The organism is Streptomyces sp. NRRL S-1022 (assembly GCF_000720135.1).
Lineage (GTDB): Bacteria > Actinomycetota > Actinomycetes > Streptomycetales > Streptomycetaceae > Streptomyces.
Genome location: NZ_JOIU01000116.1, coordinates 1 through 636 on the forward strand (window position 1 = coordinate 1; position 636 = coordinate 636).

2 pseudogenes are annotated in these 636 nt (G+C 67.3%); both read right to left on the reverse strand.

The window, feature by feature from the left end:
• A pseudogene (locus IG05_RS49855) lies at positions 1–334 on the reverse strand (hypothetical protein); the annotation flags it as partial.
• Between the two features lie 34 nt (positions 335–368).
• Positions 369–626, reverse strand: a pseudogene (locus tag IG05_RS49860) (beta-ketoacyl synthase N-terminal-like domain-containing protein); the annotation flags it as partial.
• Positions 627–636: the final 10 nt, after the last annotated feature.

Consider the following 636-nt stretch of genomic DNA (forward strand, 5'->3'; position numbering starts at 1 on the left):
TGCCCGCGGCGGCGTCGAGGTGGCCGACGTTCCCCTTGACCGAGCCCACCGTGCACGAGCCTCCCTCCAAAGCCCGCTCCAACGCCTGGAACTCGATGGGATCTCCCAGCACCGTGCCTGTGCCGTGTGCCTCCACGTAGTCGAGGTCACTCGGTCGCAGACCCGCGCTCGCGATGGCCGCGCTGATCGCGCGTGCCTGGCCGGTCACGCTGGGAGCGGTGAAACCCACCTTGACGGCACCGTCGTTGTTGACCGCTGATCCCCTGATCACGGCGTGGATGGTGTCCCCGTCGGCCAGTGCGTCCTCCAGCCGCTTCAGTACGACGACCCCCAAGGCTGCGACAGGCTGTGTGCACGGCAACCAGCGCTGTGGAACATGCCGTCCGCAGCGAGATGCTGGGGCCGGTCAGGTTCAACTTGTACGAGACCCTCGTGGAGAGGAACCCCAATTCGTTGCCGAGGAGGATGCTGGTGAGCCCGACCGTCTCCGCGAGCTTCCGGTCCGCGTGGACACGCTGTACATAGCGATTGGTTCCCGCCCCGCCGAAGACGCCGATGTCGCCGTCGTACTGGGCCGAGTCGTAGCCCGCGTTCTCCAGCGCCTGCCAGGCCGTCTCCAGGAACAGACGGTGCTGC